The organism is Colwellia sp. PAMC 21821, from assembly GCF_002077175.1.
GTDB lineage: Bacteria > Pseudomonadota > Gammaproteobacteria > Enterobacterales > Alteromonadaceae > Cognaticolwellia.
Window position 1 is genome coordinate 3,131,308 of sequence record NZ_CP014943.1, and the last position, 26,196, is coordinate 3,157,503.

Consider the following 26,196-nt stretch of genomic DNA (forward strand, 5'->3'; position numbering starts at 1 on the left):
TCTAAAGCGGTAACTGATTGTATGAAAGTAGAATTCTACGGTGTTAGGGGGTCGACCCCAACACCGGGTAAGAATACCCTGATATTCGGTGGTAACACATCTTGTGTTTATATCTGTTTAGAAACTGGCGAAGATGTGGTTTTAGATTCTGGCACTGGCATTATCGCGCTAGGCGATCGATTAGAAAAAACCTCGGGTCCCATCAACATATTACTAACCCATAATCATTGGGATCACATTCAAGGCTTCCCATATTTCAAGCCTATATTTCAGGCTGAAAGAGATATAGTTATTGTACCAGGTGAAGTTGATTGTGATGATAAGGATGCGATATTAACCCAGATGTCAGGGTCGACCCATCCGGTTAAATTTCAGCAATTACCGGCTAATATTAAAGTTGATGCTGAAAAATCACAGTTAAGCCATTTTGAAATTCCCGGCTTTAAAGTGAGCACCCAACGCTTAAATCATCCTGACGGTGGCACGGCCTATTGCTTAATGGCAGAAGGTAAAAAGGTTGCCTATGTTACTGACAATGAATTAAATGCCCCTAACGTAAAACATACTTCTTGGCAGCAATGGCTTGAATTTATTGCTGACGCCGACATGTTAATTCATGACGCGCAATATATTGAAGCCGACCTGCCTTTAAAGCTTGGCTGGGGACACAGTACGTTTAGCGAAGTAGCAAGGCTGGCGTGCGAAGCAAAAGTAAAAAATTTATATATCATTAGTCACGATCCTGCCCGAACCGACGAAGAACTTTTATTTGAAGAGCAAAAGTTACAAGTTGAGTACAACAATAAGCTCAACATATTTTGTGCGCGTGAAGGCACAGTTGTCGACTTAGCAAAAAAAAACACTGCACAGCAAGTAAAAGTAACGCCATAAATGATCACTAGCTTCCGCTCGAAAAGCTTTCTAGTAGGTTTAGCCATCACCTTATTAGTGATGGGGTTAAATTATATTAGTGTCGATAATGTTCAAAAATTTTTGCAGCGCGTTGAAGGTATTTTATATGATGCCCGTTTATTGGCCACGCTATCACAAGAGCCTCGACAATTTGATGAGCAAGTTATCATTATCGATATTGACGAAAAAAGTATGCGAGAACAAGGGCGCTATCCTTGGAGTCGAAGCAAAGTAAGCGACCTAGTCACCAAATTAATGGATGCTGGTGTTGTAGTAGTCGCATTCGATATTTTTTTTGCAGAGCCAGAAAGAAATGCTGTTGAAGTCATTTTAAGTAAAAATGAACACCTGGGAGCGCAATCCCGAGAGCAAATAAAACAACTGACTGATTCGGTTAATTTTGATCAAGAGTTTGCAGAAACGCTGAGCAAATCGGAAGTTGTATTAGGGTTTTTATTTGATGATCGCGCGCAAACAGCAGGGCAATTACCTGAGCCTGTTATTGACTGGTCTTATGCGCAAGGGCAATTATCTGAAATAGCCTCCTTTGAGCATGTGCTGGGTAATATACCAACGTTACAGTCAGCTGCAACGGGTGCAGGGTTTATTAACTCGGTACCTGAAAGCGATGGCTTTATTCGCAAGGCATCCCTAGTACTGAATTACAAAGGCCAGTTATACCCCTCTTTAGCCTTAGAGGCGGCACGTGTTTATACCTTAGCAGATAATATTGAAGCCAAAAGTAAAGTTTCTGGTAATGCAACCTGGCTACAGGGGCTAAGTTTCGGTAATCACTTCATTCCAACCAATGAAAAAGGGCAAATATTTATCCCTTATAAGGGGCGTGAACGCAGTTTTCAATATATTTCTGCCACCGATGTTTTAAATGATCGCGTAGCGCAAGATGTATTAGACGGTTCAATCGCCTTTATTGGTACATCGGCAGTGGGTTTAGCTGATTTGAGAACAACCTCAGTTGGCGTGCAATATCCAGGGGTTGAAGTGCATGCTAATGTATTTGAAGGGCTTATTCACCCAGAAATACTACCTGTTGAGCTTGATATTACCTTAGCTATTATTTTTACCTTATTGCTATTAACGGGCTTTACCTTGTCGATTTTAATGGCCAGCCAAGGCCCCATGAGAATTTTAATCATTAGTCTACTTAGCTTTGCCTTACACATTGGTTTTAATTGGTATTGCTGGTCGGCGCTGAAAGTTAGCTTGCCATTATTTCAAATAATATTACTGATAACGTTATTAACGATTTATTACGGTGCTGTGGGTTTTGTCTCTGAAAATGCCAATCGTAAAAAAATTAAAAGTATGTTTGATCAATATGTACCGCCAGCGTATATCGAGAAAATGATCCGTTCAGCTAAAGGTGTAGAGTTAAAAACTGAGCGTAAAGAAATGTCTGTACTGTTCGCCGATATACGAGATTTCACCACCTTGTCAGAACAATTTACCCCTGAAGAATTGAGCGACTTTCTCAAAGAATACTTATCTGAAGCAACCGCTATTATCTTCAACAACAAAGGGACAATAGATAAATACGTGGGTGATATGATCATGGCGCTATGGAATGCACCGCTAGAAGATGAAAACCATGCGGTTAATGCGGTTATTAGTGCGATGCAATTAATTACCCTGACCGAAGTGCTGAGTGAGCGATTTAAGGAAAAAAACTGGCCTGCAATTCGCGTAGGTATTGGAATAAGCACCGGTGAAATGGTGGTTGGGGATATGGGCTCCTCTTACCGAAAAGCTTATACTGTACTCGGCGATGCAGTAAATTTAGGTGCGAGGATCGAGTCGTTAACAAAATATTATGGTGTCGATATTTTAGTATCAAGCAGTACTTTTGAAGATATTACTAAGCAGGGTGTTATCTGTAGAAAAATGGATAGAATTAAAGTTAAAGGCAAGCACACCGCGGTTGAAATATATCAACCTATAGGCTTTGACACAGAGGTAAATGATGCTACTAAAGCTGATGTTTTATTACATGAAACCGCTATGGAACATTATCTGACTGGTAATTTCATTGAAGCGAAAGAAATGTTTATGCAATTAAAACAAAGTGCTAATTTGCCAATAACAATTTATAGTATATTAATAGAACGAATTGTTAATCTTATCGATAATGTCGATGCAACGGACTGGGATGGGGTATATACCCATGAAAGTAAGTAATTCATTATGACAAATAAATCATCACAACAAGCTGCTTTCGAGCATTTACTAAATATTAGTATTCAATTAAGTAAAGAAGAAAACACTGACCTGCTAATGGAAAAGATACTTTTAGCTGCGGTTGAAGTGTCGAATTCCGATGCGGGTTCTATTTATTTGGTCAATGGTTTAAAAGAATTAGAGTTTCGAACTATATACAATAAAAGTTTGAAACTTCATCTTGGTGGAAGTTCTGACTCGCCGATTAATTTCCCTGGCATTCCGCTATTTATCGACAACCAACCCAACCGTTCTGCGATAGTCGCACATGCTGCGAATACCGGTGAAGTGATCAATATCAAAGATGTATACGATGCGCTGCCATTCGATTTTAGTGCCGCAAGAAAAATGGACACAGCGACGGGTTATCGTACAAAATCAATGCTGACCTTTCCGCTGAAGGATCATACGGGCGATATTATTGGCGTTATCCAATTGATCAATGCCATGGACGATTCAGAAATTATCAGCTTTTCAACTGAAGTTGAGCAACAAATATTATCTTTTGCCTCTTTAGGCGCTATTGCCTTAACCAACAAAGCGCTTATCGCTAATATGCAGCAGTTGTTTGAGTCTTTCGCTAAAACCATCGCACTAGCGATTGATGCTAAATCGTCTCATACAGGCGGGCATTGTAAGCGCGTGCCAGAACTCACCTTGATGATTGCCGACGCGGTAAGCGATTATAATGAAGGGCCTTTAGCCTCTTTCAAACTCTCAGCACAAGAAAGACATCAACTCAGTATCGCGGGTTGGTTGCATGACTGCGGAAAAATTGCCACGCCAGATCATGTAATGGAAAAATCGAAAAAATTAGAAACTATATTTGACCGTATTCACTATGTTACCGCTAAGCTAGAAATTGCGAGTCGTGATATAGACCTTAAATATCAAGAGAAAATGATCACGGCATTAAAAGCGGGTAAAGCCATTGAAGTTGAACAACTAGAGCGTGGAAGAGATTTAGCTAAAAAACAACTAAACTTAGATACTGCATTTTTACAAAAAGTTAACGTCGGTGGCGAGTTTTTAACCGATGAACAAGAGCAAAATATACACACCATTTCTGCTCGATACGAAATAATTATTGATAAAGTAAAGCAACCGCTGTTATCAACCGATGAAATAACGAATTTAAGTATTAAACGTGGCACATTAAACAATGAAGAAAGAAAAATAATCCAACGACATATGGACGTCACGCTAGATATACTTGAAGCCTTACCTTTTCCAAAACATCTTGCCAACGTGGCAGAGTACGCTTTAGGTCATCATGAAACGATGGATGGTAAAGGTTATCCTCGCGGTTTAACGAAAGAGCAAATGTCGGTGCCAGCAAGGTTAATGGCATTGGCTGATATTTTCGAAGCATTGTCTGCCGCTGATAGACCTTACAAAAGTGCAAAACCGGTTAGTGAATGTTTAAAAATAATGAGCAGCATGGCAAAAAACAATCATCTTGATGCTGATTTATTTGCTATTTTTGTTCGCTCTAAAGTGTACGAGCAATACATTATTACCTTTGCTGACCCTAAACAACTTGATGAATTTGATATTGAAGCGCTGCTAAGCTAAATATTGATTTAATGTTTGTCTAGTCGATATAATGCTATAGATATAATACTATAAATATTGGCTAGACATCTTGAACTACAAGTCTTAACCTCTATAACTTTCCTTGTACCGATAAACGATTAACCCAAATTTTTAAGGACTTTCCTTGCTCAACAACCATTCCCATTACTCCTTACTTGAATATTACTTAAGTCACAGCGATAAACTTAACTGGGTACTCGCCACTATAGTGAACAAAGAGGGGTCCAGTTATCGTTCACCCGGCGCTATTATGCTGGTAAATAACTTAGGTCAATCACATGGTTTAGTCAGTGGTGGCTGTTTAGAAGCCAATATTGTTTTACATGCTAAAAAAGTCTTCGATAACGAACAAGCCCATTATGTGGAATACGATATGCTTGAAGAGGACGGTTATGCTGCAGAGCTAGGCGTAGGTTGTAAAGGTAAAATAGGCGTATTACTGCAATATGTCACCGCAGCACATCAAGGTTTGCTAGCAATGCTTTTTAAACGTATGCAAACGGGCGAAACTAGCTATCTACAGCAGACATTTTTAACAGCAGAGCCAACGCAAAAGTCATTAAATGCGATAGATTTATTTGATCATGCAGGGCAATTATTAATATCTACAGATCCGGCACAAGAAAGCATTCAAAATGACGCACTGGGTGAAATGGTCAAGCTAAATAAAGCCCACAGTAATATAGTCGTGGGGCAATCAGAACTGTCGTTTACTAAAATATCTGCGCCGACTAACTTATGGATTTTTGGAGGTGGCTCCGATGCTATTCCACTAGTAACCATGGCGGCACAAATGGGCTGGCGTGTAACGGTTGTTGATCATCGTTCAAGCTACGCGCGCAGCAGCAGCTTTAAACATGCCGCTGATATTTTTAGAGTTCATCCCGATGACTTTTCTCAAACCGCACAATTTAAACAACTTGATGCCGCAGTGTTGATGACGCATAACTTAAATTTAGACGCTGCTTGGTTACGTTTATTACATGAAAATAAGGTCGAAAAATATATTGGTTTATTAGGCCCCATGGAAAGAAGACATAATGTTGAAAGCCTTGCTGAAATTACTGACATAACGTGGCTGACACGCCATGTTAATGGCCCTGTAGGCCTAGATATTGGTGGTGAACTACCTGAGTCAATCGCCTTGTCTATTTTAGCGCAATGTCACAGCGTATTACATAATCGTAGTGCTTTGGCGTTATCAGGTCACTTTATTAATAGCCAAGTTAGCTAGCTTAGCTTATTCACAGCTAGAAAATTTTGGGCAATGTTCATTGCGATGAACATTGCTGGCATGTCAGTTACTTATCCGAAATAGTGCTAAAGGTGACTATGTACTTATCTCAACCAACCGATCTACATATAGTTGAACTGATGTCGTGGTTTACCACAGCAGATGAATTGAGTTCTTGGTCAGGGCCCAACTTTAGATTTCCCTTTGACTTAGATTCTTTTAAGTGTGATTTAAAGTTAGATACATTAGCGTCATTTTCGCTACTTTCTGCAAAGTCTGAACTGCTAGGGTTTGGACAATATTATCATAGGCTTGGTAAGTGCCATTTAGGAAGGCTAGTTATTAATCCTTGTTTTCGTGGCCAAGGCATTGCCGCGTATTTAATTCAACAATTGTCTAGTAAAGGTAAAGCTGCACTTGGTACTCATGCATGTTCATTATTTGTTTTGGAACATAATGACAGTGCGATTAAAAGCTATCAAAAACTTGGATTTACTTTTCAATCATATCCTGAAGCAATAAGCTTGGAAAACTGTTTGTACATGGTGAAGGCTTAACGGGATTTGACTGATATATAACGATTTTTGTCTTTATAACTTTTGTAACTACAGATTTTTTCTTTATAACTTTTGTGTTTATAATTTTTATCTCTATAAACAATGCAACGGCAGTTTTATGCACCGAGCCTTGCTAAAAATATGTAAATAGCGATAATAGCGTCGCCTTTATTCCACAATCTTTTAATGACATTACCGACTATGCGCCTCGATAAATTTATTTGCAAAAGCACCGAACTTACTCGCACTGAAGCTAAAAAATTGCTCAAAATGGGTAAAGTAACCGTGAATGACATTGCGATTAAAGATCCCGCAACACAAGTGCATGAAAATAATGACATCTGTATTGAAGGCCAAGCGCTAACTGCGCGTAGTTCTCGTTATATTATTCTTCATAAACCGCTTGATACCATTTGCTCTAATGTTGATGAAATTTACCCGTCGTTATTACATTTAATTGATGTTGATAGAGCATTTGATATGCACATTGCGGGTCGCTTAGATGCTGACACCACAGGTTTAGTATTAATAACTGATGATGGTCGTTGGTCACATAATATAATTTCACCTAAAAAGCAGTGCGAGAAGGTCTATCGGGTGTGGCTGCGTAGCCCTTTAAAAGCCGATACGGCAGAAAAGTTTACTCAGGGCGTGCAACTGCAAGGTGAAGACGGTTTAACTCGTCCTGCGAAGTTAGAGCAAGTTGCAGAAAAAGAAGTATTACTTACGATTACCGAAGGTAAATATCATCAAGTTAAACGTATGTTTGCTGCGGTGGGAAATAAGGTGGTTGGTTTGCATCGCGAGCAAATAGGACCTGTAAAACTCGCTGATTTACCTTTAGGTGAATGGCGATATTTAACCCCTGAAGAAGTGGGAGCTTTTCTGTAAAGAACAATTTTTGTAATAATAAATTGTTGGTTTAGGGAGAAATTTAGATTCCATTGATTAACTTACCCTTATAAGTTGGTCTTATACCAATCATGTGTAGCGACTCTTTGACGGCATAAATGCCGACCTACAATGAGCAATTACGAACATTTGTGTTTATTTTTTGTAGGTTGGGATTTATCCCATCGTTCTGAATTAATTCTCTGATTAATTTGTATAACACACGTTTGACGGCATAAATGCCGACCTACAATGAACAATCATGAATATTTGTGTTCATTCATTTGTAGGTTAGGATTTATCCCGTCGGTTTGAGTTAATTGTCTGATTAATTTGTATAACATACGTTTGACGGCATAAATGCCGACCTACAATGAGCAATTACGAACATTTGTGTTTATTTTTTGTAGGTTGGGATTTATCCCATCGTTTTGAGTTAATTGTCTGATTAATTTGTATAACATACATTTGATGGCATGAATGACGACCTACACTCATTTTTTACAGGTGAACGATTAATTAAATCTAATCAAAATTTATTAGTTGTTTGATAGAGATCTGTTATTTTATGATTAAACGGGCTTAGAACTTTCCGATTATCTTGAAAAGTATTAAACTTTTTGCATTAACTGCCGATTAAGTAATCAACTTGGTATAACCATAAACGGTACTGTGGCTGAGCGATCCCCACAAAATATCAGAGTCTCTCAATGATATAAGCTCCACCAAATAAGTGGAGCTGCCTGACCGCTTTTAAAAACGTCTTTATCGTTAACTTTGCATACCTGTCCGCAACAACGCGCAGTCCAATAAAATGCAGCGATAGTATTGTGTCACTCTTCAAGCTGTTAGCTTGGTATTGCCTATGTTTATTCTCATTTTTTGTCGCTAATCCTATCGCCATTAATAACCAGTGCGCAATGCTTGATAATAGAATGAGTATGGATAATCTACTCGTTTTAGTTGTTTTATTGTACTCAAATCCTTGCCCGAATTGATGACTTTTCATATCTCGAAATCCTTCTTCAATTTGCATACGTAAACGATAAATTTTCATGACTCGTTTTGCTAATTGTTTCCCCTGTGGCAACGATGTAGCCAATAGCCATGGGTCGTTTCCTGACTTTCTATAAGTCTTTGAGGTTTTTGATTTCCTCGGTGCACCTAGTTGATTCATATCTTTTCTTCCTTTCTTTTTCTGCTTATAAAGTACTAATCGACATTTCAAAGGATTGCTTCTGGCAATGGTCCCAGAATAAGACGTCGGACAGGTGGTTGCCCGTTTGTAAAAATGGGTAATGCTCTGCCAATTTGAATCATCTAAACTATAGAAGTTCGGCAAACGTGCTCTTCCTACATAATCCCAGCCCCTAGCTGATACCGATCGAAACCAAGGTGTTTTAAATCCTGCATCACTGACAATAATAGGGCAGCAGTCTTTATCGATAACCTTTGCTAAATGGCTCAAAAATTTAATGTGCGTTTGGGGTTTTTCTTTAGTGCTAATGTCGTGCACTTCTTCATAAACACATATACCTCTTCCATGTGACGCTAAAGTAGCGCGCAGTAAGAAATGGCCTTTATACTCATCTAAATCGGACCAATCGACTAAGATAATCGGCCGCTTGGCTTTGCCAACCGTGTATTTGGCGAGTTCTTGGTAAATAGAAAAGGACTCATTTTGTAAATTGGTGTTAGATAACAATCTATCAGCGCGTTTTATCCGGTGCTTTTCTTTTGCTTTAGAATTTATTCCTCTACCAAGGTTAGTCACCGTGGCTGAGGCACCATTTAATAAGCTATCAACTGAACTTATTAATGAAGTTCTGCGACGGGCGTGCATTTTAGGGGTGACAAGCGTAATTGTTTTCTTCAAAATAGAGCGGACATTCATGGCGTTTCCTGGTTGTATTTGTTTGGCGATAGATCTGATCACTAAACGTCATGAATGTTCCCTGCTTTTTAAATTATTTTATTGATTCTTATCGTTTATTTGTGGGGATAGGTCAGGTACTGTGGTACTTAATGTTGAAAGGGTAGTAGAGAATAATAATGGAAGTTTTAATTGATTTACTGCCAGCTAGCTATACGGCAAAAGCTGAACCTTCTGCAAAAGACAGTCGTCAAAAGCAACCGCGGGCGCATGATAAAAAGCAGCCTAAGTTAACGCCTAAGCATGACGAAGCAGAAATAAGTGAACAAAAATCAGTTGAAAATGAACGACGCACTGGCGACGAACGCAGGGAGCAAGCACTTAATAGAGGTCGGTGGTTAGAGTCACGTGATCGCAAAGATCGTAGAGCAAATGCATCTGCTATTTGTGTGAAAATTTAACGAAACAAGGCATTATATAACAGCGACTAGTCGCTTAAAGCTTGTATCACTTCTAACTTTGATTCCGGTATTTTTCTGTATTTATCTAATATTTTATCAATTTCACCAGTCACCTTTAAAGTACTAATCACCGCATTAATATTATTTACGATAACCTTGTCCAAGCTCGGTGAAAGAGCACAATGGATCTCGTTGTCATTCATAGGTATCACTGAATCTTCAATATTTTTGTAAAAATAAGATGCTTCAATAGATGCACTGATAAAACCAGATATTTTGTTTTGACGATATTTATCATAACTGTCAGCGGGTGTCATACTCGTGACAGGGAGTATGTTTTCGTTATCAATATAGCTTGATAATTCAGGGTAGATATAACCTAATGTAGTGCCAATTTTAAGTTGCTTATACTCTGATAATTTAGTTAAGGCTGTTATTCCTTTACGGTTAATCAAAATATCAGGATTGTTATAAATCATGTCACTCCATTGTAAGTATACTGATTTATACCACATAGGATTTGCAACACAATGCATGTCGATAACATTTGTTTCCAGTGATTGTTCTACTCTTTTGCGAGGAATAGGCAACATCTCAAGCTGCATGTCTAGTCGATTAGCAATTGTATGTGTAAGATCAAAAAGAATACCGCTTATAGGGCGTCCCTGAGCGTCGAAGAATAGTTGTGGTGCAACATTCTGACTGTAGTAGGACGTGCGAAGTAAATGCTGGCTAGCAAGCGGAAAACTTATCGCTAGCATTAAAGTTAGCATACACATGGAAAAATAAAACTTCATAAACCTGAATACCTCACTAACTTTAATAACAGCGATAATAGCTTTAATCATAGCCATTTAAATAATGAATTGCTAAAAATAATAATATTATTTTTTTGGATTTAACTGATTAAATTTTTCTAATTGTTCGTCTGTTGCTGGTAATTGATGTTTTTCTTTCCACTCACTATACGGCATGCCATAAACTTGTTCACGGGCAGTGTCGATATCAACGTTAACGCCCAATTTTTCAGCTTCAGCAACCGTCCACTTAGAAAAACAGTTACGACAAAAACCAGCAAGGTTCATTAATTCAATATTTTGCACGTCTTTACGGTTATCTAAATGCGCGAGTAAACGACGAAATACCGCTGCTTGAATTTCAATTTCTTTATCCATAATATCCTCTAAATCATTAATCTGAAAAATATACCTTAAAGACTTTATTCGTCCTCAGGCTCTGGTTTTGTGTAAGGTCTAATTTGCACTATCATGCCCATATACGGGTGGTCGAAATAATGCACTTCGCCACTGATAACGCGTCGATCTTGTTTAAATCTAATAGCCTTCGCTTGTACTGGCTTTGTAATTATTACATCAGTATTGCCCATAGCTGGAGCGTTTTCAGCTAATTGTGCGGTGGCAAGTTCAGCTAAATTTTTATCTAAAATATTAAAATCAGCCGTTATAAATAAATAGTGCTTTAAATGAATATTGAAAAAACCATCGATGAACCAAGGTTGCACGGGGGCTAATGGCGGCTCAGATATTAATGGATTTTCGTTGCCAAGTTTTAACGATAAATCTTGAGTTTTAAATGATGTTAATAGTGCTTCAGTATCTTCATTTACTTGCGATAGTTGTGCAATAACCTCTTGAATTCGCGATTTTTTTGCCGCTTGTACTTGTTCCTGCTGGCTGTTTTTTGCTTGGTTTTTAAGCGTTAAAATGCCCATTGGGCTTTGCTCGCTAGTGGTTTCAAGTGCTTGAACTATATGCTGATTTTTTTGCTTATTGTAATGAGCTAACTTCTTTTTATGATCTGCAGCGAAGCTTTCACCGGCATATACTTTCACCGGAACAGATTCTTTTTCAGGTCGAGCAACTTGACGCCAACCCATATGCAATAGAGGACGAAAGTTTTTGCTATATCTTAAGTCTTGAATAATATCATCAAGTTGCAGAGAGTCTTTACTAAGTAAATGGGTGTTGTTATTACCGACTTCCTCTTGTCCATTAATCAATAAAGGCATTTTATCAACAGCAAAACCATGGTAGTCAAATCCAGGGTTATTTACTTGATAATCAGTAAAATTAGCCTGATCAATACGACATAATAATGTAGCTTCAGTTGTTGGTGTATATTGAAATTTAAGCGTTTGAAACTCTGCTTCTGCGGCCAAAACTAAGTTTTGTATTTTTGCACGCTCTTCAGGCGTTAATTCTGGCTCAGGCGACAAAGTAGTGCTATCGAGTGCATCACCTTGTACTTCATTTTGTACTCCGTTTTTTACTTCACTTTGTACATCACTATAAAGTGTATTGTTATTAATCGTTTTGTTTACGTCTACATCATTGGCATTTTCAGGCAATGTTGGGATGCTGCTACTTTCGTTTGCTGCTGAAGGTAATGTTGTACTATGAGTTGCGTCATTCAACGGGTTGTTATTTTGCTCTACTGTTTGGCTTTCAAGGTTAAACAATGATTCTTCAGCTGCTGTTAACGCTAGCTCAGTTAAAGATTGCTCTTTAAAAAGCGTGGGTAACTTAGCCGTTTTATTGACTAAGTTTTCCCCATATTGTGGAGAATCACAGCTGGGCAGAAGCTGCTTTAAACTACGAATGTCAGGATTTAAGTATCTGCGAAGTAAATCTTCTACACGTTTATGTTTAGGTAATTCACTGGTCTCTGGAAAATTTTCTTTTAACTGACTTTTATCGCCCAATTGGCTAAAAAGAATAATTTCGACATCAAACCATCGGTCGTCACTTTTTTGCGTCGCTGCATTTAACGTTAGCGGTAGTGCTAATGTGGCAGAACATAAAAATAGTTGGGTTAATTTCATTCAGTATCCAGTTAATGGTTATTTTACCTAGTGATAATAGCAAAAGTTGGTCAATACTTAAATTATCAATCAGTTATCTGTTAGGGATAACTGATCATTACGGTCGTTTTAAGTATTAACCATTTTAGTGTTTACGGGCGCAAATGTTTCGCCAATTCGTTTAGCATGGTGGTGATCAAAATAAATCGAGACTTAGCATCTTCGGTTGCTTGTTTAAATTTGAGCTTATTCGCTCCGTCCATTTTGTATATTTTTGGTTGCTGCTGAATTAACCCAAAGATAAACATATGGTCTACTTTAGTATCGACACTGAACTCAAATGAACCACCAGCAGGTCCAGCATCAATGCGAGTAATGCCTATTTTCTCTGCTTTAAGCTTTAGCTTAGCAATATGAATTAAATTCTTTGCCGCTTGGGGTAACAAGCCAAAACGATCAATCAGCTCAACTTGCACATCGTCAAGTGCTTGCTTATTTTTACAACTGGCAATACGTTTATAAAGGCTTAAACGTAAACTGACATCAAAAATATAGTCATCTGGCAGCAGTGCTGCTACGCGCAAGTCTACTTCCGTTTGCGTTTTGGTGACTTGGTCAAGCGACAACTCTTTACCGTCTTTAAGCGCAGCAACCGCGGCATCAAGCATTTCCATATAAAGCGTAAAGCCGACCTGGCTCATTGAACCACTTTGATCTTCGCCTAATAATTCACCTGCGCCACGAATCTCTAAATCGTGAGTGGCTAAGGTAAAGCCGGCGCCTAAATCTTCAAGGGATGCGATGGCTTCAAGACGCTTTTTCGCATCTTTGGTCATGCGTTTTTCGTGCGGTGTTAATAAATAAGCATAAGCTTGGTGATGCGAACGACCCACACGGCCACGTAATTGATGCAATTGCGCTAAACCTAAATGGTCTGCTCGGTCCATAATAATGGTGTTAGCGGTAGGTACATCAATGCCGGTTTCAATAATGGTAGTACAAACTAACACGTTATAACGTTGGTGATAAAAGTCGCCCATTACACGCTCAAGTTCACGCTCTCGCATTTGACCATGGGCAGTAATAATTTTCGCTTCCGGCAATAATAGTTGTATATCTGCGGCAGTTTTGTCTATGGTGTCGACATTATTGTGTAAGAAATAAACTTGGCCACCACGTAACACTTCACGCAAAATTGATTCACGGATTAAAGCGTCATCACGCTCTCTAACAAAAGTTTTTACCGCTAAGCGTTTTGCTGGTGGCGTCGCTATTATTGATAAGTCACGCATGCCACCCATCGCCATATTTAAGGTGCGAGGGATCGGGGTTGCGGTTAGGGTTAAAATATCGACATTGGCACGTAACTGTTTTATTTTTTCTTTTTGTTTAACACCAAATCTATGTTCTTCATCAACGACTAAAAGTCCTAAATCTTTATATTTAATGCTGTTTTGTAAAAGTTTATGAGTGCCAATTAAAATGTCTATTTGGCCAGACTCCACTTCTTTAATAACGGCATTTTGCTCTTTGGTGGTTTTAAAGCGTGATAGCACTTCAATGGTAACGGGCCAGTTGGCGAAACGATCACGGAAACTTTCGTAATGTTGTTGAGCGAGTAAGGTCGTTGGTACTAATATCGCTACTTGCTTACCGTCATTTACCGCGACAAAGGCTGCTCGCATTGCGACTTCGGTTTTACCAAAGCCAACGTCACCACAAACTAATCGGTCCATCGCTTTTGGTGAAAGCATATCGCTGATCACCGCATTAATAGCTTGCTCTTGATCAAAGGTTTCTTCAAAACCAAAACTATCAGCAAAGGCACGATATTCATCTTTATCACGTTTAAAGCTATAACCATGGTTACTAGCACGTTTGGCATAAATATCTAACAGTTCAGCAGCGACGTCGCGTACTTTTTCTGCCGCTTTTTGTTTGGCTTTACTCCAGGTGTCGTTACCCAACTTATGTAAAGGAGCGTGTTCAGCGTCTGCGCCTGAGTAGCGACTAATTAAATGCAGAGAGGCAACGGGCACATATAGTTTGGCTTCTTTAGCGTAACTGAGTACTAAAAATTCAGTAGTAATACCGCTGTTTTCTATCGTCTGTAAACCCATATAACGACCAATGCCATGGTCAATATGAACAACCGGTTGGCCGATACTTAGCTCTGCTAAGTTTTTAAAGATTGCGTCGTTTTGAATTTCTTGTTGTTTATTGCGACGACGAGTTTGGCGTACCCGATCGCCGAGTAATTCTGCTTCTGTAATTAACGCTATGGCATTCTTTTTAGCACTGCCTTTGGCTTGAAAAATAAAACCGGCACTTAAAGCGTTAACCGTGATACCGAGCGGCGCGTCACTGTTAACAAAATCTTCAATAGTATTAAAGACATTAGGCTTTATTTTATTGCGCTCTAATAACTCTAATACACTTTCACGTCGACCTTGGCTTTCTGCCACAAATAACAGCTTATTTGGCGTTTCTTTGCTAGTAACAAAGTTATTAAGTAATTCAAAAGGCTGCTTTAATTTATGATCTATGGTCAGATCAGGCAGTGCATGCACGTCAAACTGCACTTGTGATGCTTTTACTTCATCTTCATTAACGTCAGGTTTTAAATTGATACGGTCAAAAGGTTTTAATGCGCTGTAAAGTTCTTCACTATTTAGAAATAGGTGGCTAGGCGGTAATAATGGTCGAGTAGGGTCGTAGCGTCTATCTTCATAGCGGTAGTCAATATCGGTCCAGTAATGTGTTAAAGCTTTATCAATATCGCCACTGATAATCACCAAAGTGTTATCAGCTAGATAGTCACATAAGGTATTGGTTTGCTCAAAAAATAACGGTAAATAATACTCGATGCCTGCCGGCATAATGCCGTTACTGACTTGGTGATAAATAGATTCTTTATCTATCGTGCTGGTAAATTGTTCGCGGTATTGGCTACGAAATAAATTGGTACCGTCAGTATCGGTTGGAAATTCATGCGCGGGTAATAAATTAATGCCATCAACTTTATCACTCGAACGTTGGTTCTCTGGGTCAAACAAACGAATTTCGTCAATTTCGTCATCAAAAAAGTCTAATCTGAACGGGGTGTTGCTGCCCATAGGAAATATATCAAGTATGGCACCGCGGGCAGAAAACTCACCGTGCTCCATCACTTGATCAACACAACGATAACCGCTAGCTTCTAAGTTTTGTCTTAGCTGATGTAAATCTTTTTTATCGCCTTTTTGGATGATTAAGCTATTAGCTTCAATATATTGCTTGGGTGCTAAACGTTGTATTAAGGTGGAAATAGGCACTATAACAATGCCTTTATCCATGCGCGATAATTGATATAAAGTGGCTAATCGCTGAGAAATAATATCTTGGTGTGGCGAAAATGTATCGTACGGTAAGGTTTCCCAATCAGGAAATAAGCAAATCGGTAATTTTGCTTGTCGATTTAAACTGGCAAGTTCTTGCTCTAAACGCAACGCTGATGGCGTGTCATGAGTCAGCAGTAGTATGGGCTGTTGTGTGGATAACGCGCCATGGAAAATAGCGACCGTTGCGCTACTGCCAGGTAGATTTTGCCAAACTTTTTTATCGGCACTTTTACCGCGACTTTTAGCTAATACTGGACTGAAAAGACTAACATTTTTACTCATGACTGCTCGTAATTAAATTGCGTTGAAAATGATTAACTCAGAAACATATAATTAAATGATGATTTTAGTATTGAGCGCTTTTATTGGTATAGCTTAACGGGTTTTTGAAAGCGCTTAACTCCAAAATTTTAGGTATCTTAACATGAGTTTTAGGTGATCTTTAACCGCTAAATTTAAAGCCGTGCAGCTTTTACATTAAATAGCGCTTGCAGGTAAAGATCTGGCTATTTAAAGCGTGTATAATAGCGCGCAATTGAATCACTATATGTTGCCAAGCCCTAATAAATATAATTAGTGTAAAGTAGCAATAACCAGCGATATTCGTTGGATTTTGGAGAAGTTTTTGACTAATAACGATGTTTTACGCCGCCTGAGATATACCTTTAATTTTAACGATCAAAAGGTTATTGCTATTTTTGCTGCTGGCGATTTAACCGTAACGCGCGAGCAAATTAGTAACTGGTTAAAGCAAGAAGATGATCCTACTTATGTAAATTGCCCTGATACTACATTTGCTGCTTTTTTAAATGGCTTTATCAATGAACGCCGTGGAAAAAAAGAAGGCGAACCTGCGAAGGCTGAAAAGCGTTTAAACAATAATATTATTCTGACTAAATTGAAAATAGCCTTTAATTTAAAAGCAGAAGATATTATTGAAATGCTGGCGCTAGCTAACTTTCGTTTAAATAAGCCAGAGTTAAGTGCATTCTCTCGTAAACCTGAACATAAAAACTATCGTGAATGTAAAGACCAGGTTTTACGCAATTTGTTACAAGGTATAGACAAGAAGTTTCATGTTCAACGTCGTGCTAAAGAACAAGTGAAAAAACCTGTGATTGAAGAGACGAAAGACAAGTTAGAAGTGGTTTTAGAAGATAAAAATTACAACTCGGCTAAAGCGAATGCTAGTAAAATTTATGTTAACCCAAATAAAACCAAAGTTGAGCGCAAGCCTGGCGAGCGAAAAGTATTAAAACTTAAACCGAAAGATATTTGGGGTGAGTAACACCAATTAAAGCCTGATTTTTGTGCTATAAATAAGTTATATTTCAAATGAATAGATTCTAAATAACTATAAAAATAAAGCACTAATATAAGGGATTTAATATGTCAGACAATACACAATCATCAGAACTTGTTGTTATACCAAGCTGGTTTAAAGTCGCGGCTATTTTAGCTCTTGTGTGGAATTTACTCGGTGTTATGGCCTTTGTCGGGCATATGATGATGACACCAGAAATGATCGCCGAATTGCCACAAGCAGAGCAAGCGCTTTATGGTTCAGTGCCGTTATGGGCAACCATTGCTTTTACTGTTGCTGTTTTTGCTGGTACTTTCGCCAGTATTGCTTTGTTAATGAAAAAGCGCATCTGTTATCCGTTGTTTATTGCTTCATTAGTCGCGGTGCTAGTGCAAATGTTTCATTCATTTTTTATTAGTAATTCGTATAAAGTTTATGGGCCAGGGGGCACTATAATGCCTGTTATGGTAATTATTATTGCCATGATACTCGTACGTTTTTCGGGTAAAGGCATAAAAAATAGCTGGTTTAGTGAGTATTAACTCTCTTTAAAAGCGACAGAATATCAATATTTAAGCCTGCATTTTCAGGCTTTTTACTCATGTAACTTTACGGTTAAAAGTATAATGCTGTTAAATTTTCGAGCTAAATTAGTAGGTGTGGCCTTATGTTCATTGGTCGCCGTTATCGCCACAATTGTCGCTACACGTTATCAAGCGCCAATTATACTCTTTGCACTATTACTGGGTTTGAGCCTGCATTCATTTTACAGTTATTCTACGGTTCAAGCCGGCGTAGACTTCTGCTCACGCGAACTATTACGTTTGTGTGTTGGTTTGCTGGGAGTGCGTATAGCTTTCGCCGATATAGTATCCCTTGGTATTACACCACCATTAATTGTGATGGTGAGTATGGCTTTAACGATATTTTTTGGTGTGTTTTTTGCCCGCGCGTTAGGTTTATCGAAAGTTTTTGGGGTATTGTCTGGAGGCGCAGTGGCCGTGTGCGGCGTATCAGCGGCAGCGGCAATTTCAACGGTGTTACCCAACGATAAATCTCAAGAGAAATATTTTGCTTTTACGGTGATAGGTATTACCACGTTTAGCACCTTATCAATGATTTTCTATCCAATTGTGGCCAGTTATTTAGGTTTTTCAGATGAGTTGGCCGGGGTTTTTATTGGTGGAGCAATTCATGACGTTGCACAAGTGGTGGGGGCCGGTTACACCATTTCTGCTGAAGCGGGAGATGTAGCAACTTATATTAAACTACTGAGAGTGGCGTTGTTAATGCCGATAGTGATGTTGGTGTTTTTTGCGTTTAAAGAAAAAAACAGCAAAATGTCAGGCGGTGTTAGTGCTTTTATTCCGGGCTTTTTAATTATGTTTTTCGTGCTGGCGTTTTTAAAAAATGTTGGTGTGTTGCCCATTTGGTTAATTGATATTATTCGTAGCTTGTCGAGCAATTTACTAGTTATTGCCATTGCCGCTATTGGCGTTAAAACGTCGTTAAAACAAGTGTTATCTGTTGGTTGGCGACCCGTGTTATTAATGGGCGGTGAAACGTTATTTTTGGCAGGCTTGATTATTACGGGGATTATGATTTTTTATTAATTGGGTTTTCTGTAATGGCTAGTGAAGCTAGTTAAGACGGTTAAGCTAGTCAAGAGCGTTACGTTAAATTTGCGTATGAAGGTTAAGTTCATACGCAAATTTATCATTAAATCAGCCTACTTAATTAATATTCACTGTCGATGGCATTTGCATCACTAATGCGTTCTATTCTGGCTTCTTCTTCTTCGAATGCGGCTTTAATTTCTTCTAATACGGTATCAACATCTGCTGCATCGGTATCTTCTTCAAATAAGCCTGTGAGAGGTGTTTCAGGTGTCAACTCACCGCCTTCGAATAATGCCCACATTTCCTGACCGTACTTGCTTTGCTTTAATGCAGGGCAAAATTGACCATAATAGTTAGTCATATTATTTACATCGCGCATAAGCATAGATTTGGCATTATTATTGGCTGAAGCATCTACAGCTTGTGGTAGATCGATAATCACTGGGCCGTAATCGTCAACTAAAACATTAAATTCAGATAAATCACCGTGAATAATACCAGCACAAAGCATTAGCTTGACGTAATGCATGACTAGCGTGTGATCTTCTTCTGCTTGTTCTTCTGACATAACAACGTCGTTTAAGCGTGGCGCTACATCACCGTCGTCAGTGGTCACAAGTTCCATTAATAATACACCGTCGAAACAGCCATAAGGGTGTGGTACACGAACGCCAGCCTCTGCCAACTGGTAAAGTGCGTCAACTTCAGCATTTTGCCAAGCCGACTCTTGTTGGTCTCGGCCGTACTTTGAACCTTTCTCCATCGCTCGCGCGCGACGGCTATTGCGACTTTTTCTACCTTCTTGATATTGCGCTGCTTTTTTAAAGCTGCGTTTTATTGCTTCTTTGTAAACTTTCGCACAGCGAACGTCATCGCCGCAACGAACCATATAAACAGTGGCTTCTTTTCCACTCATTAATTGGCTTATTACTTCGTCTATTAGGCCATCATTAACAAGTGGCTGTATGCGTTTAGGTACTTTCATAGCGCCGTTATACCTTAGTTGGGCGTTGGAAGATAGAACAAAATTATAACTTTTGACTTATCAATAGATTAAAACATTGTCTGGTTTACGTATTAACTTGCGGTAGTATAATAAAATCTATTTTACATTAACGCAAAGCCATATGATCCCATTTATTAATCAATTACCTAAACATGAAGAAATTATTTGGTTAGCGGCTCTAAATCAACGATTACCTGATGAAAATATTGTGTCGTATTCTGAGGTTAAATTAGCAGAGAAAAAGGCTGTTAAGTTGGCGATTGTGGCTAACCCAGATACAGACTTGTTGGCTGAATATGAAAACTTAATTTGGATACACAGCCTTTGGGCTGGTGTTGAGCATTTAATGATCGCTTTAGCTGACTCTCCAATTGAAGTCGTACGATTAATCGATCCTACACTTAGCCGTGCAATGTCTGAAGCGGTTTTAGCCTGGAGCTTATATTTACATCGAGATATGCCACGTTATGCTAAGCAGCAACAAAATAAACACTGGCTGCAACATCAACTTGTACCCGCAAGTGAGCGACGAATCGGCATTCTAGGTTTAGGAGAACTAGGCCAGGTCAGTGCAGCGCAATTGCAACAAAACGGCTTTAATGTCATGGGGTGGAGTCGCACAGCTAAAAAGATAGCCAATATTAGCTGCTTTAGTGGAGAGCATGGTTTAGCTGAAATGTTAGCGCAAAGTGATATTTTAGTGTGTTTACTGCCATTAACCCCGGCGACAAGAGGAATGGTTAATAAAAATTTATTAACGCAGCTTCCGCAAGGCAGTGGCATTATTAACTTTGCCCGTGGTGGCATTACTAATACTGACGACTTATTAGCCGCCTTGAACTCAGATCACATTAGCCATGCGGTACTCGATGTATTTGAACATGAGCCGCTAACCGTAAATAGCGAACTTTGGCAACATCCTGACATTACAATTTTGCCGCATATATCTGCGCCAACCAATATTAATAGTGCCTGTGATATTGTCGCTACAAATATTCACAGTTTTCGTGCTACAGGGCAGATACCGAAAGCGGTAAGTAAGATTAATGGTTATTGATGTTTTAAGTTATTAGTTTTAAGTTATTAGTTTTAAGCTGTCAGCTGTCAGTTATTAGTTATTAGTTATTAGTTATTAGTTATTAGTAAAAATAGATTTAAAATTTTTAAATTTATTGCCGTTTTTATATAGTGTTTAGCATATTGACGTGCTTTAAAATTATATTTCATGTATTCATACCCTGTGAACTTATTTCAATTGGACTTATAAGCGGTTTGCGGTAATTACATAACGTTCATCGCTGTCGTTACCTATCCCTGCAAAGGGATAACAGGTGATCAAAATCAAACTTTGCTCATTATCGATTAATGACAATTGCCCGGCAGAAGCATCGACAATATCGATGCTTGCAACTTTAAATAATTGCGCTTGGCCTTGAGCATCGGTTAACGAAATTATATCTCTTATGGTTACATCTTCCAAAAAAGCAAAGTGGCTATCGCGGTGCCCAGCAACCACAAAAGGTTTAGTTACATTGGGTTGATTAAATGGGGCAACGGCACCAGCTGAAAATGCTAAGGTGGTAGGATCGCCGCCATTTAATACCACAATACTTTTATCTAAGCGCTGAAATACAAGTTCCGCAATTGGGTATGTATCAGCCCATGGCCAAGGTTTAATCGCTATTTGCTTTGTTAAGTTATATGAATTTAAGTTATATGAATTCAAGTTATGTGGTCTTGAATTATCTTGAGCATGGTTTTGCTGCTGTGCTTGTAAATGCTTTTGTGCAGCCATTGATTGCTGCCAACTGTGATTAATTAATTGTTGTGACAACCAAGCTTTGAGCGGCAACCAACTAGCCTGAATACACAAAAGCGCACCCACAATCACTAATGCAGAAGCCGATAGTTTTCTAGCAGTTTTGATCAGCTTAGCCATGCTATTTGGACCAAATGCGTAATACTAAGGGGGCTAACAGTATTAAAAACAGGCCGACAAGTAACTGTTGATGCCAGCCAAGTGCGGTTTTAGGCATTGCCACCATTAAGTGCTCATGAGCTTTTGCTAATGTATTCATCTGGCGTTTAGCATTTGATGGATTATTTTTAGCTGTCAGGGGCATCAACTCAGGTTGCTTTTCTACAGCAATAAAACTGGTATATGGTGATAGGGTTTGATGAGCAATAGAGGTTAAGATCACCTGTGCTTTAACTTGCTCCTTATTAGCACCAGTAACTAAGCTGTCTAACAAATCTTCAATTTTCCTACGTGCCCAGAGTGTTGAAATCCCACGAGACGATTGACTGTCATCAATAATGAGTTGCTGGTACCAAGGACTTTCAGCCGTATCACCCATGACTTGCACACTGGTAATAGGAAGCTTTGATTTTACGGTGACTTGCATTGGCTCACCGATATATAAATCAGCAATTTTTTTCGGATAAACATCGACTTCTTGTTGAACTTGGTTATCGAACATCAACTCAATATTTGTTATCGCCGGATGATTTATTTTTGTCATTAAGGCTGACATTTGACTTTGTACGTCTGCATTGTTTTGAATAAATACATAACTACCGCGACCAAACTGTGCGGCTTTTTTCATAAAATAACCATTCGGCGCGGCGCCAATACCAACGGTAAATAAGCGGAAGTTGCGCTGAGCGCCATCGAGTAACTGCATCAATTCAAATTCATTGGCAACGGCGCCATCGGTAATAAAAACCACTTGGCGAATGGCCTTTGCCGTTTGATGGTGATCTTTTGCCATGACTAATGCTTGGCTTAAGGGACGATACATTTCAGTGCCACCATCGGCTTGCAAATTTTTGATAAATTGCTGTGCTTGCCCAATGTTGCGTTGTGAAGCCATGTTGGTTTCGGGAAACAATAACTCAACGCTATCGTCGAAAGCGATAATGTTAAAGCTGTCTTTAGTGCTTAATTTTAAAATCGCTTCTTGCAAGCTAGCTTTAGCTTGAATCATCGAATTTCCTTGCATAGAGCCTGAGGTGTCAATGATGAAAATAATGTCACGGGCCAAGGTGGTTGTTTGGTCAACGGACGGTGGGAAAAATGTTAATAGGGTAAAGTATTCACTGCCAACCTGTTCGCTAAAGCTACTGACTTGCGGCTTTTCGCTTGCTTGAAGTTGCCAGTTCAAGTCAAAGTCTCGACTGGCTTGCACTTGATTATGTACAAGCGTGATTAAATAGTTTGATTGTTGGTTAGCTAATGCTTCAGTTTTTATTTTATGGCTATTACTTTTAATGTTAGCAATGCGGGTTCCGGCATTAAGTACAATATTGATTGAGGCTTCGCTATTTGCCAGCATTTTTGTCATGGGCGGCATAAGTGCTGAGTTTTGTTCTGCAGGTGACTTTTGATGATGATCACTTTGATAGCGACTAGTCATGGCTAATGGTAACTTTAAGTTAAAGCTATTTTGATTAAATGTTACAGGCATAATAAATTCTAAAGTTACCACTACGGTTGATTGAGCAGGAATATTGGCTATGTTGTTGGTGAATAAGTTAGGCCGTTGTTGCTGCACTAAACTTGCCTTTTTACCTTGTTTTTTAGCCCGTTTATAAACTTTTTTGGCTGCTTCTTTCTCCATTATTTGGCCAATAATTTCTTTATCAGCTACTTTGACTTTCAAGTGTTTAATCGCTGAATTTTCAGGTAATGGAAACTGATATTTACCTTCGAGTTCAATGTCGTAAGGATTTATAAATACCTGTTTTATTTGTGCGTAAGCAATAAGGCCGTTTATTTCAATATTAGCCGTTATATTAATTGGTAAAGCGACTTTTTTAGTATTGTCTGGGTGAGAGAACACTAATTGCGGACCATGAATAAGACCGTTTTCTGACGAAAAAGAAGCTTGTTCCTGCAAGTCATTATTTAAGTTACTCGCTCGTGCTAAAGGAGCAATAATCGCAGTCAGTGCTGCAACTAGCGCGAGTAGTAATATGAACTTAAACCACTTTCTGCGTTGTTTTTTACGTTTTTGTTGATAAAAGTAAGAGTCTTGATAGTCGACTAAGATTAATTTTTTATTTGAGTTGAACATGCTTTGCTCCAATATGCCGTTGATATAGGATATTTCATCAAAACAAAAGGTGCACAGGGCGTTAACAATAAGGCAATGTTGTGTTCAATTGTGGCAAAATTATGGCTTTGGTGTCGAATTTATAATCTGTTGTATGTTAAACCTTATATCGCTAAAAAATAAACCTACTTGGTGTGTAATCCATAGAGCGTACCCTCTCTAAAATAAGTTATTATTAAAGGGGATTTATGAGTTTTTATATTGATTTTTTACAAATTTATAATGATGAAAAATATCAACAATTAAAGAAGCTGAAGCATTTTTTAATGAATAAACACAATTATTTCAAGAAGCTAGGAGATTATTTAGGTGCTGATAAGGATTTAGGCGGGCCATCGTTATAATTAAGAGTGAAAGAGCTATCTAATAATGCAGGATTTAATATTATTAATGGGCGTAAAGGCTATGAAGACTTTACAATTAAAGCGGATGATAGATTTACACTAAAAGAGAGTATTTTAATAGAGATTAAGTTTTCAAAAAGCCCAGGATCTAAGCTTGATTATTTAAGGCAGTTCGATGATTGTGGGACTAGCTTATCAGGGGAAGATGAATTTAGAAAAAGGGCGGTATGACAGAGGGTTCTATACCTTTGGAGGACTGAAAAACATCCAACTCCACATAAGGGGCTATTTATCTTTAATAGACCTGTGGGTGTATAATTTAAGAGTCGTATGGACTCCTTTATGCATCCTTCTCAAATTGATTTTATAATTAAAATCAATTTTTTCGCTATTAGCCTCAAAGGACTAAATAAACTTCTCGACGGTAGCAAAGAGGATGTATGGAATTTTATTCATAAAACGGTCGGCAAGTACTCTTTAGATACTTAAAAAGTAGGTGTGTCGATTTATCAAAATTTTATGAATAACTTAACGCATATCCACGTTTGGTACTCTTTGAATAGATTATAAATGCCAAAATAAGTTTTTAATTACTAGCCACTAATAACTCATGGGCTTGTGCCCAAAACTGGCTCGATATTTTGTTAATAACGTTCGACTCTGCGTTAATCAAAATGGCAAAACCCATGTCGAGTGTTGGCGAATAACCTATATCAGCACGATAGCCAGCAACCCAACCTGAATGGTAAATAATAGGGTGTCCTTCGAATTGATATATGCGCCAACCATAGCCATAGTGTGCGTCAGTTAAATGTTCACGCCAATATCGGCGGCGTAAATCTTTTTTAGTTTTAATGCGTGGTATGGTGAGTTCGCTCAGCAATGCTGGAGAAAGTACTTCAGGGTTATGGCCTAAGTTGGCAATTAACCATTTTGATAAATCATCAATGCTTGCGTTTACGCCTGCTGCTGGCGCAACCTTATAATAGTCAGGTTCTACTTTTACTGTTCGCCAAATATAGCGCCTAATGTCTTTTCCTGCACGATCCTTTCTGCCAGTTTTTATTCTTTTTCTTAATATATGAGGTTTTGCAGTATTTTTTTGTTTTAAAAATACATCAATCCCCACTGAGGCATTGTGCATTTTTAATGGAGAGAATATTCGTTCTTGTAATAAGCTTGCATAGTTTTTAGTAGAAACTGCTTCGATAGCCGGTTGTAAAAAACCGTAAGCAATATTTTGATAACCGTAACATTTCGCAGGTTGGCAAATGGGTGTAACGCGATCAAACCGGCCAATTATTTTATCCATACTCCAATTTTCATGCAGTAAATTGTCGTAGGCATTAGGCATTAATCCACTTGAATGGCTGAGGAGATGTTTTATTTGTATTTTTTCTGCAGCGCCTTTTGTTGCTAAAGCAAAGTGGGGTACATATTTAGTAATAGGATCTGATAAGTTAAGTTGCTGCTCTTGTGCCAGCATAGTGGTAATGGTCGCGGCAAAGGGTTTAGAGACAGAAGCTAGACGGAACACCGTGTTGTTATCGACCTTTTGGCTTTTAGCTTTATCGATGTAGCCAAAGCTTTCCATGGCAATAACTTGATTATTTTGCACAATGGCATAGGCGGCACCAGGAATGCTGTATTTTTTTATTTCACTGGCAACATTTGCCGATAATTTTTTATTGAAGTTGGCTAAATCAGTGGCATTAACCGTTGGTATTAAATATAAGGCAAAGAAAAGCGCGATAAAACGAAAAAACATGTAGATAACCAATTTGAAAAAACAATTAATTCTAACGAGTTAACTTGTAAATAAAAAGTAAAATTATCGCGTGTTCGCTGC

Annotated in this window: 22 protein-coding genes; 13 read left to right on the top strand and 9 right to left on the bottom strand. The window is 38.5% G+C overall.

All coding sequences use genetic code 11. The features are described 5' to 3' along the window. Window positions 1–21: 21 nt before the first annotated feature. The 6 genes from A3Q33_RS13325 to A3Q33_RS13350 all read left to right on the top strand — a co-directional run bounded on the left by A3Q33_RS13325 (window position 22) and on the right by A3Q33_RS13350 (window position 7,425). On the top strand, window positions 22–891 hold the full coding sequence (locus A3Q33_RS13325; RefSeq protein WP_081180375.1) for an MBL fold metallo-hydrolase: 870 nt from the start codon (window positions 22–24) through the stop codon (window positions 889–891). After that, window positions 892–3,108: a CHASE2 domain-containing protein gene (locus tag A3Q33_RS13330; protein ID WP_231295673.1), complete on the top strand. Its 2,217-nt coding sequence runs from the start codon at window positions 892–894 to the stop codon at window positions 3,106–3,108. It abuts the gene before it with no gap. A gap of 6 nt (window positions 3,109–3,114) precedes the next feature. Then, window positions 3,115–4,722 carry an HD family phosphohydrolase gene (locus A3Q33_RS13335; RefSeq protein WP_081180376.1) on the top strand — a complete coding sequence of 536 codons (1,608 nt, stop codon included), beginning with the start codon at window positions 3,115–3,117 and terminating at the stop codon, window positions 4,720–4,722. Between the two features lie 145 nt (window positions 4,723–4,867). Further along, the gene (locus A3Q33_RS13340) at window positions 4,868–5,977 is read left to right on the top strand and encodes an XdhC family protein (RefSeq protein WP_081180377.1); all 1,110 of its coding nucleotides are present in this window, start codon (window positions 4,868–4,870) and stop codon (window positions 5,975–5,977) included. Between the two features lie 98 nt (window positions 5,978–6,075). Beyond that, window positions 6,076–6,534, top strand: coding sequence for a GNAT family N-acetyltransferase (locus tag A3Q33_RS13345; RefSeq protein WP_081180378.1), 459 nt, complete (start codon window positions 6,076–6,078; stop codon window positions 6,532–6,534). A 201-nt stretch (window positions 6,535–6,735) separates the two neighbouring features. Beyond that, window positions 6,736–7,425, top strand: coding sequence for a pseudouridine synthase (locus A3Q33_RS13350; RefSeq protein ID WP_081182592.1), 690 nt, complete (start codon window positions 6,736–6,738; stop codon window positions 7,423–7,425). 697 nt (window positions 7,426–8,122) lie between these two features. Here the strand turns inward: A3Q33_RS13350 and A3Q33_RS13355 are convergent. Next, on the bottom strand, window positions 8,123–9,361 hold the full coding sequence (locus A3Q33_RS13355; RefSeq protein WP_231295619.1) for an IS4 family transposase: 1,239 nt from the start codon (window positions 9,359–9,361) through the stop codon (window positions 8,123–8,125). Window positions 9,362–9,477: 116 nt separating this feature from the next. On the opposite strand from A3Q33_RS13355, the gene A3Q33_RS13360 reads away from it, so the two are divergent. After that, complete coding sequence (locus tag A3Q33_RS13360; protein ID WP_081180379.1) at window positions 9,478–9,759, top strand: hypothetical protein; 282 nt, start codon at window positions 9,478–9,480, stop codon at window positions 9,757–9,759. 26 nt (window positions 9,760–9,785) lie between these two features. Here A3Q33_RS13360 and A3Q33_RS13365 read toward each other — a convergent pair whose 3' ends face one another. The 4 genes from A3Q33_RS13365 to mfd form a co-directional block, all read right to left on the bottom strand. Further along, window positions 9,786–10,556 carry a substrate-binding periplasmic protein gene (locus A3Q33_RS13365; protein WP_196797957.1) on the bottom strand — a complete coding sequence of 257 codons (771 nt, stop codon included), beginning with the start codon at window positions 10,554–10,556 and terminating at the stop codon, window positions 9,786–9,788. An 87-nt stretch (window positions 10,557–10,643) separates the two neighbouring features. After that, entirely contained in the window at window positions 10,644–10,934 is a 291-nt protein-coding gene (locus A3Q33_RS13370; protein WP_081180381.1) for a DUF1244 domain-containing protein, read from the bottom strand. Window positions 10,935–10,978: 44 nt separating this feature from the next. Next, window positions 10,979–12,601, bottom strand: coding sequence for a CsiV family protein (locus tag A3Q33_RS13375; protein WP_081180382.1), 1,623 nt, complete (start codon window positions 12,599–12,601; stop codon window positions 10,979–10,981). Window positions 12,602–12,732: 131 nt separating this feature from the next. After that, the gene (gene mfd, locus A3Q33_RS13380; RefSeq protein ID WP_081180383.1) at window positions 12,733–16,242 is read right to left on the bottom strand and encodes a transcription-repair coupling factor; all 3,510 of its coding nucleotides are present in this window, start codon (window positions 16,240–16,242) and stop codon (window positions 12,733–12,735) included. Between the two features lie 343 nt (window positions 16,243–16,585). On the opposite strand from mfd, the gene A3Q33_RS13385 reads away from it, so the two are divergent. From A3Q33_RS13385 to A3Q33_RS13395, 3 genes are all read left to right on the top strand, one after another. Continuing rightward, window positions 16,586–17,248, top strand: a complete 663-nt coding sequence (locus tag A3Q33_RS13385) for a YehS family protein (RefSeq protein ID WP_081180384.1) — start codon at window positions 16,586–16,588, stop codon at window positions 17,246–17,248. A gap of 101 nt (window positions 17,249–17,349) precedes the next feature. Further along, complete coding sequence (locus A3Q33_RS13390) at window positions 17,350–17,805, top strand: hypothetical protein (protein ID WP_081180385.1); 456 nt, start codon at window positions 17,350–17,352, stop codon at window positions 17,803–17,805. 84 nt (window positions 17,806–17,889) lie between these two features. Continuing rightward, window positions 17,890–18,876 carry a YeiH family protein gene (locus A3Q33_RS13395; protein ID WP_081180386.1) on the top strand — a complete coding sequence of 329 codons (987 nt, stop codon included), beginning with the start codon at window positions 17,890–17,892 and terminating at the stop codon, window positions 18,874–18,876. 124 nt (window positions 18,877–19,000) lie between these two features. Here A3Q33_RS13395 and A3Q33_RS13400 read toward each other — a convergent pair whose 3' ends face one another. Beyond that, on the bottom strand, window positions 19,001–19,867 hold the full coding sequence (locus tag A3Q33_RS13400) for a PA4780 family RIO1-like protein kinase (RefSeq protein ID WP_081180387.1): 867 nt from the start codon (window positions 19,865–19,867) through the stop codon (window positions 19,001–19,003). 142 nt (window positions 19,868–20,009) lie between these two features. Between A3Q33_RS13400 and A3Q33_RS13405 the strand changes: the two genes are divergently transcribed. After that, a complete protein-coding gene (locus A3Q33_RS13405; protein WP_081180388.1) occupies window positions 20,010–20,945 on the top strand; it encodes a 2-hydroxyacid dehydrogenase in 936 nt (311 codons plus the stop codon). A gap of 204 nt (window positions 20,946–21,149) precedes the next feature. On the opposite strand, the gene A3Q33_RS13410 is transcribed toward A3Q33_RS13405, so the two are convergent. Then, entirely contained in the window at window positions 21,150–21,827 is a 678-nt protein-coding gene (locus A3Q33_RS13410) for a class GN sortase (protein WP_081180389.1), read from the bottom strand. A 1-nt stretch (window position 21,828) separates the two neighbouring features. After that, on the bottom strand, window positions 21,829–23,964 hold the full coding sequence (locus A3Q33_RS13415; RefSeq protein ID WP_081180390.1) for a marine proteobacterial sortase target protein: 2,136 nt from the start codon (window positions 23,962–23,964) through the stop codon (window positions 21,829–21,831). 227 nt (window positions 23,965–24,191) lie between these two features. Between A3Q33_RS13415 and A3Q33_RS20620 the strand changes: the two genes are divergently transcribed. Together A3Q33_RS20620 and A3Q33_RS13420 are read left to right on the top strand one after the other, a co-directional pair. After that, on the top strand, window positions 24,192–24,347 hold the full coding sequence (locus A3Q33_RS20620; RefSeq protein WP_155866772.1) for a hypothetical protein: 156 nt from the start codon (window positions 24,192–24,194) through the stop codon (window positions 24,345–24,347). Window positions 24,348–24,353: 6 nt separating this feature from the next. Beyond that, the gene (locus A3Q33_RS13420; RefSeq protein WP_081180391.1) at window positions 24,354–24,578 is read left to right on the top strand and encodes a hypothetical protein; all 225 of its coding nucleotides are present in this window, start codon (window positions 24,354–24,356) and stop codon (window positions 24,576–24,578) included. Window positions 24,579–24,933: 355 nt separating this feature from the next. On the opposite strand, the gene A3Q33_RS13425 is transcribed toward A3Q33_RS13420, so the two are convergent. Next, entirely contained in the window at window positions 24,934–26,115 is a 1,182-nt protein-coding gene (locus A3Q33_RS13425) for a serine hydrolase domain-containing protein (protein ID WP_081180392.1), read from the bottom strand. Between the last annotated feature and the right edge of the window lie 81 nt (window positions 26,116–26,196).